Source organism: Amaricoccus sp. (assembly GCF_036846665.1).
GTDB lineage: Bacteria > Pseudomonadota > Alphaproteobacteria > Rhodobacterales > Rhodobacteraceae > Amaricoccus.
In genome coordinates this window covers 1-7,252 of the sequence record NZ_DAIUBO010000197.1, presented here as the reverse complement: position 1 = coordinate 7,252, position 7,252 = coordinate 1, and the positions used below count along the sequence as shown (strand labels likewise).

Here is a 7,252-nt window from a genome sequence, read left to right as displayed (position 1 = left end):
GAGAGGCGCCGATGCCCTGGCGTGAGGATGTGACCGGAGGAAGGTCGGCGGGCGGATGCGCGCCCGCCCGCCGGGGCCGCACCGGGCTGCTCTGGCTCGCCCCCCTGATCCTGCTGACCCTCGCCTCGGCCTGCGGCGCGCCGGCGGTCGAGGAAAGGCCCGCCTCCTTCGCCGCCACGGATACCGGGCAGACCTTCCTCGCCCGCAGGGTGCGGGCGCTCGAGAACCCCGGGGACGGCCGCTCCGGCGTCCACCTGCTCTCGGACGGGCCGGCGGCGCTCGCGCTGCGCCTCGTGCTCGCCGAGCACGCCGAGCGCAGCATCGACGCGCAATACTACATCCTGCACAACGACGCGACCGGGCAGCTCTTCGCCGGGCAATTGCTGATGGCGGCCGATCGCGGCGTGCATGTCCGCCTGCTGCTCGACGACATGTACACCGCCGAATACGATGCGATGACCCGGGCGCTGACCGGGCACCCGAACATCGAGATCCGGCTCTACAACCCGTTCCGGCGGGACATCGGCCGGGCGATCGGCGGCTTGCTGGATTTCGGCCGCATCAACCGGCGCATGCACAACAAGTCGATGACCTTCGACAGCCAGCTGACCATCGTCGGCGGGCGCAACATCGGCAACGAATACTTCGCCGCGGACGAGACCAGCAATTACGACGACCTGGACATTCTCGCCGCCGGCCCCGTGGTCGGCGAGGTCTCCGGGGTCTTCGACGCCTATTGGAACAGCGCCTTCGCCCTGCCCGCGGAATCGGTGATCGGCGAGCGGGGCGCGGAGCTCTCGCTCGACGAGGCGCGCGCCCGGCTGCTGCGGTCCTACGAGACCGCGCTCGGCACCGAATACGGCGCGGCGCTGTCCCACGGCATCCGCGAGGCGGTCGCCTCGGGCAGGCTCGGGCTCGACTGGGTGCCGGCGGAGGTCATGGCGGATCCGCCCGAGAAGACCGCCGGCGCCGCCGCGAAGGTCCTCGCGCATGATACGACCCCGGTGCTGCTCTCCGCGCGTTCGGAGGTGGTCGTCGCCTCGGCCTATTTCGTGCCGGGGCCCGGGGGCGTCGCGCTGCTCTCCGATCTCGCGCGACGCGGCGTGCGCGTGGTCGTCCTGACGAATTCGCTCGATTCCAACGACGTCGAGCCGGTGCACGGCCATTACGCGCGCTACCGCAAGGCGCTGCTCGAAGCGGGTGTCGAGCTCTGGGAGCTGCGCGCCGAGCGGGAGCGGCCGGACCGGGATTTCCTCGCGCTCGGGCAATCGGGGTCGGCGCTCCACAGCAAGGCCTTCGTGGTCGACCGGCGCAAGTTCTTCATCGGGTCCTTCAACTGGGATCCGCGTTCGGTGCGCATCAACACCGAGATGGGCATCCTGATCGACGCGCCGGAGATCGCGGAGGATGCGGTCAGGCGGCTGGAGGAGCACCTGCCGGATTCGGCCTACCGGCTCCGCCTGGGCGAGGACGGAGGGATCCAGTGGCTCGCTTGGCAGGAGGACGGGACATGGATCGCCTATGCGCGCGAGCCGTCGATCTCGCCCTGGCGCAGGCTCCGGACCGGCATCTACGGCATGCTCCCGATCGGCAGCCAGCTCTGAGCCGACATCCGGCCGAAGCGATCGGCCGGGCGACACTCCCGGACCGGGGATAGCGCGGCATCGCCTCGCGCCTATGCGGGGGGGCGACGCGGGCGCGCGGATCTGTCGGGTGTCGTATCCGCGAGGGGGGGCATCGCCACGGGGACGGGCGGCGGTGCAACGGCGCATCCCCCCTCGCCCTGCGGCTCGCGCCTTCCCGGTCCGGGGGAATGCGGTGCGGGCCACGCGCGGCGCGGCCTTGTCCCCCGGCCGGGGCGCGCGGTCCGGGTGTTCGACGTCCCGGTGGCGTGTGAACTCGCGCCAGCGGACCTGCACCGGCCCGGTGGAGAGATCGGGCCGGCCGGCGGGCCTGCCGGCCGGCTTCCGCCGGCGCCCGGCTGAGGGGAGCGCGGTCGTGCTGGCCGGACCCGGGCGGCGGCAGGGGTCGGGACGGGCGGCATGCGCAACCGACAAGTGCATCCATTCCAGAGATATATCGGGGGACATTCATGTTCCGGTTGAGATTGATCTGCGGCCGATGTCGGGCCGCGATTTCGGGCCGCGGATGGGTCCGCTCCGGCCCGCGGCGGGGCCTTCCGATCAAAATCATTGAAAACCGGGGCGAAAGAGAGGACACTGCGCGCTATTGGTGGGAGCGTGGGGCAAGAATTTGACTGTCCTCGACATACGGCTCCTTGGCCCGTTTCGGGTGATTTGCGACCAACGTGGCGATATCACGCCATCGGGCAAGCGGGCACAGGCGGTGATCGCCATGGTCGCGCTCTCCGAACATGGGGAGCGGTCGCGCGCCTGGCTGCAGTCGCGGCTCTGGAGCGACCGGCCGGCGGCGCAGGGCTCGGCGAGCCTGCGCCAGGAGCTCTCGCGGCTGCGCCGGGGCATCGGCTCGCGGCATCTGGTGACGGTCTCCGACCGGGTGATGCTGCGCGACGTGCGCGTGGACGTGCTCGACATGGTGGAACCGGGTTCCGTCGCCGCCTCCTTCATCGCCGCCGAGGTGCCGGAGCTGCTGGAGGGGCTCGAGATCCGCGACGAGGAATTCGAGGACTGGCTCCGGCTCGAGCGCTCGCACTGGAGCGAGCGGATCGAGGCGCTGGCGTCCCGTGAGGAGCCGCCGGGCGCGCATGCCGATCCGCCCGCCGCACCGCGGGTGCCGGCGGCGGCGCGCGCAGGGGCGCATGCGGCGATCCTGGTCCCGCGGCGCCCGACCCTCGGCATCATGCCCTGCATCGTGCGCTCCGAGCGCCCGCAGCTGACGACCATCGGCGAGATGATCTGCGATCTCGCGGCGAAGATGGCGCTCGAGAACGGCTATTTCGGCGTCTTCGACTTCCGGGATCTGAGCGGCAGCTTTTCCGGGCTCCCGAGCGAGGCGGGCAATCCGGTGGACGGCCCGGACCTCCTGCTCTCGGTGCGGCTGAGCGAGATCGGCGCCATGCTGGAGATCGCTTTGGCGCTGCGCGCGGTCGGCACCAATCGCGTGGTCTGGACGCAGAGCTATGCCGCGGAGGCCTCCGAGGAATCGCTGCTCTCGGCCGGCAAGATCCCCGAATTCGTCAACCAGGCGATCGAGGCCTCGGAACTCTGGCTGAGCCGCAACAGCGAGGACGAGAAGCATTGCGCCGCGCGGCTGACGCTCTCGGCGGCGCATCGGGCCTTCTGCCTCGGCAACATGGACCTGGCGCTGGCGCAATCGCAGCTGGAAGCGGCCTTCGACCTCGACGGCTCGGTGGTGCAGCTCGGCTGGCTCGCCTTTCTCGAATGCGTGCGCGTGGGGGAGGGGCATCCGCAGCAGAGCAAGTCGAGCATCGAGCGCGTGCGCATGCTGACGGCGAAGGCGCTGCAGGAGGACCGGGGCAACTCGCTGACGCTGGCGCTGCTCGGCCATGCGAATGCCTTCGTGCTGCGCGATTATGCCGTGGCGGAGGATCTCGTCGCGGAATCCCTGCGCATCAATCCGCATCGCGCCGCGGGCTGGGATGCGCGCGCGATGCTGAATTTCTACACCGGCGATCTCGAGGACGGATACCTGGCCGCCCAGCGTGCCCGGGCCCTGGGGCGGTTCAGCCCCTATGCCTTCTGGTACGAGGCGAGCTGCGGCATCGGCGCCTCGATGGTCGGCCGGCATGCCGAGGCGATCCGGCACGGCAGTCTCGTGCTCGCGCAGCGGCCGGATTTCAAGCCGATGATCCGGCACATGCTCGCGAGCTTCGCGCTGCAGGGCGAGATGGCCGAGGCGCAGAAGCTCTATCGCCACTGGCAGGTTCTCGAAGAGGACATTTCGATCGCGAAGCTGAGGGACGCGGGCTATCCGCTGCCCAATCCCGACAGCATCGCGATGATCGAGCGCGGATTGATCAGGGCGGGCGTGGCGCTGGCCCCGGCCTGACCGGGAGCGCCGTTCGGGGCGCGCGCGAGGAGGGAGATGCCGATGAAGGTCGAAGAGGGGACGGATCTGGCCAATGCCGGGCTGGACTGGCGCAAGGTCGTCGAGCTGATGAACGCGAGCGTCTTCGCGATCCGGGACGAGGACGTGGTGCGCCCGCCGTTCCGGCAGGCGGCCACGCAGGCCGAGGCGCAGAAGCGGGGCGAAGCATCGTGACCAAGACCAAGACGAAGACCAAGACCAAGGGCCTGACCAAGACCAAGGGCAAGGGCAAGCGCGACGATGCCTCGGCGGGGTCGAGCACCTTCCTCTTCCCGCTCTTCGAGGTGCGCGAGCTGCATCGGCTGCAGCTGCCGCGCAAGGTCGCGATCGAGGGCGCCGTCTGGGAGAACATCGACCTCGACCCGCCGCCGGGCATGGCCGAGAGCCTCGACGAGGTGGTGAAGATGCTGGTGATGGAGGAGGAGCTGGCGGCCAATCCGACGCATCAGGCCATCATCCTGCGCGAGGCCGGGCTCGACCTGACCGCCTATACCCGGCCGATCGGGATCGAGGATGCCGGCGGCTACGACGCGACGAAGACGCTGTTCCTGACCGTCCTGAAGCTGACCGAATACATCGGCCTGATCTACAAGGATCGCTTCAACCGGCCGCGGCCGAACCAGATCGATCCGCGGCTGCGGCCGCTCCTGCCCAATCCGCCGCATGCGAGCTATCCGTCGAACCATTCCTTCCAGAGCTTCACGATCGCCGACATCTTCGCCGAGGTCGCCGAGAGCGAGCGGGCGGTGGCGGAGATGTACCGCTCGGCGCGCAGCGTCGCGGAGAACCGGGAATATGCGGGGGTGCATTATGCCAGCGACACCGAGGCGGGACGGCAGCTCGCCAAGCAATGCACGCCCTATCTGATCGAGGCGATGGACGAGACGCTGCGCCGCGCGCAGCTCGAATGGTATTGAGGCGGGGGCGAGTGATGCAAGCGATGCGGCCGGTCAAATCCGTGCAGGCGATCAGGGATGCGCTGGGCGACCCGGAGCGGGGGCGCGAGCTCTACGACGATTATTACGGTCTGTGGCATCTGGCGGCGATGGGGGTGATCGACGTCGAGGCGGCGCCCGGGGGCGGCGGCTGGACGGTCAAGGACGTGATCTGGCGCGACGAGGGCCTTTCCGCCGAGCCGGCGCGGATCGCCCTGATCGACACCGGCGTCGCGGAGCATCCGAACCTGCGCAACCGCATCCTCTGGGACGAGGCCATCGATTTCGGCACCCGCGACGCCGGCGCCTTCTATATCCGCGGCGACCGCCCGCAGGGGATCACCGATGCGACCGAGAAGCCCGAGACGCTGACCGGCATCGCGGCGGAGGCGGATCTGAAACGCGCGATCTACGGGCTGGGGCTCGCGCAGAACATTCGCAAGGGGGTGGAGGCGCTGCTCCTCGAGCGGGTTCGCCATGGCGGGCGCAGGCGCATGCTGAGCATCCAGGACCAGCGCTATCCGAGCCACGGGACGACCTCCGCCGGGCTCGCGGTGGGCACGCCGCTGCTGATCGGCGGCATGCTCGCCCCGGGAACGCTGCCGTTCTTCGGCGTCGATCCGATGAGCGAGATCATTCCCGTCGCGACCTCGCCCGAGCCCGAGCCGGGCCAGCTCATCCTGGCGCTGGTCTATGCCCTGGCCAATGGCGCGGACGTGATCCTGATGCCGCGCGGCGCCGACAATCCCGCGCGTGCGCCGCGGCGGGATCCGCGCAGGAAGGGCTTCGCCGCCACGCGCTACGACGCGCTCGCCAGGCAATGGGAATTGTTCGAGGCGGTGCTGAATGCCGTCAGCAAGCGGATCCCGGTGATCTGCGCCGCCGGGAATTCCGGCGACCGGGCGATCGAATATCCCGCCTCGCTGGCCGCCGCCGACAACGGCATCATCGCGGTGGGCGCGGTGACCGCGGCGGGACGCCGGGCCGGCTACGGCTGCTACGGCAAGGGGCTTTTCGGCGAAGGCGTGGCCATCGTCGCCCCGTCGAGCGATTTCCGCGTCTATACGCGGCACGAGATCCGTCTCGATCCGCAGGCGCCGCAGGCGATCGACCACAACTGGCTGATCCACGACCTGCCCGGCGAGGCCTATGTGGAATACGCCAACGAGGCGCCGTTCTCGATCGATATCCCCGGGCCGCGCGGCTACAGCAGCGGCGGGCAGGTGCGGCCGGGCGGCGAGGCCGATGTCGAATCGCTCTACACGCTCTTCGGCGGCACCTCGGCGGCCTCCTGCCAGGTCGCCGGCGTCGTGGCGCTGATGCGGCGCTCGGCGCGCCAATACGAGGGCAAGCAGGGCACGCTGAACCAGGGCAAGGGGTGGAACGGGACCTTCGTCAAGCAGGCCCTCGCGGCATCGGGCGTCGGGGAGATCTTCGGCAACCCGCTGCGGCCGAACCGTGCGAACGACGGCGATCTCGGGATGGCGGAGCGTGACCTCTGGCCGCTGCAGTTCGGGGCCGGCCTGATCTCGGCGAAGAAGGCGATCGAGGCGGTTCGCAAGGCCTGATCCGGGCGGCCTTTCCGCCTGGCTGCCGGTCGCGAGGCCGAGCCTCTGGACAGGGAAATGGCTGCGCCCCGCGCGGCCCGCGCCGCATTTCACCGAACCGGCGCCAGCGAGGCACTGCCTCGCGCCGGTTCGTCGGCCGCAGCGCGCGAGTGCGGCGGTCGAGAGGGGGCGGGCTGCACCGTCAGTTGGCAATCCGCGCGCGCATGCCTGGCAGGCGCGCGCGGATTTGTCACCTGCCAAATCCGCGACGAGGAGGCGCCGGCACCACGAAGGCCAGGCGCCGGTCCGAAGCAATTGCGCTGCAAGACCCCCGAAATCTCAGGAAGCCGCGTCGCGCCTCGCGGTCAGATCCGGCGCTCGATCATCAGCTTCTTGATCTCGGCGATCGCCTTGGCCGGATTGAGGCTCTTGGGGCAGGTCTGGGTGCAGTTCATGATCGTGTGGCAGCGGTAGAGCTTGAACGGATCCTCGAGCTCGTCGAGCCGCTCGCCGGTCGCCTCGTCGCGGCTGTCCACGATCCAGCGATAGGCGTGCAGCAGCGCCGCCGGGCCGAGGTAGCGGTCGCCGTTCCACCAGTAGGACGGGCAGGAGGTCGAGCAGCAGGCGCACATGACGCATTCGTAGAGCCCGTCGAGCTTGCGGCGGTCCTCGATCGACTGGCGCCATTCCTGCGAGGGCTGGTTGGTCCGCGTCTCGAGCCAGGGCATGATCGAGGCGTGC

At 69.9% G+C, this 7,252-nt stretch carries 6 protein-coding genes; 5 read left to right on the top strand and 1 reads right to left on the bottom strand.

Annotation, left to right across the window (positions count from 1 at the left end):
* The 5 genes from V7050_RS16230 to V7050_RS16210 form a co-directional block, all read left to right on the top strand.
* The coding region (locus V7050_RS16230; RefSeq protein WP_324410837.1) for a phospholipase D family protein at positions 1-1,604 on the top strand (1,604 nt) is incomplete at its 5' end.
* A gap of 742 nt (positions 1,605-2,346) precedes the next feature.
* Complete coding sequence (locus V7050_RS16225; RefSeq protein ID WP_324367882.1) at positions 2,347-3,990, top strand: hypothetical protein; 1,644 nt, start codon at positions 2,347-2,349, stop codon at positions 3,988-3,990.
* A gap of 42 nt (positions 3,991-4,032) precedes the next feature.
* Positions 4,033-4,203: a hypothetical protein gene (locus V7050_RS16220; RefSeq protein ID WP_324367884.1), complete on the top strand. Its 171-nt coding sequence runs from the start codon at positions 4,033-4,035 to the stop codon at positions 4,201-4,203.
* Complete coding sequence (locus V7050_RS16215) at positions 4,200-4,946, top strand: phosphatase PAP2 family protein (protein ID WP_324367886.1); 747 nt, start codon at positions 4,200-4,202, stop codon at positions 4,944-4,946. The genes V7050_RS16220 and V7050_RS16215 overlap by 4 nt, the downstream gene beginning before the upstream one ends.
* A gap of 14 nt (positions 4,947-4,960) precedes the next feature.
* Positions 4,961-6,532, top strand: a complete 1,572-nt coding sequence (locus V7050_RS16210; protein WP_324367888.1) for a S8/S53 family peptidase — start codon at positions 4,961-4,963, stop codon at positions 6,530-6,532.
* 344 nt (positions 6,533-6,876) lie between these two features.
* Here V7050_RS16210 and V7050_RS16205 read toward each other — a convergent pair.
* A partial coding sequence (locus V7050_RS16205) for a 4Fe-4S dicluster domain-containing protein (RefSeq protein WP_324410835.1) occupies positions 6,877-7,252 on the bottom strand: 376 nt, incomplete at its 5' end.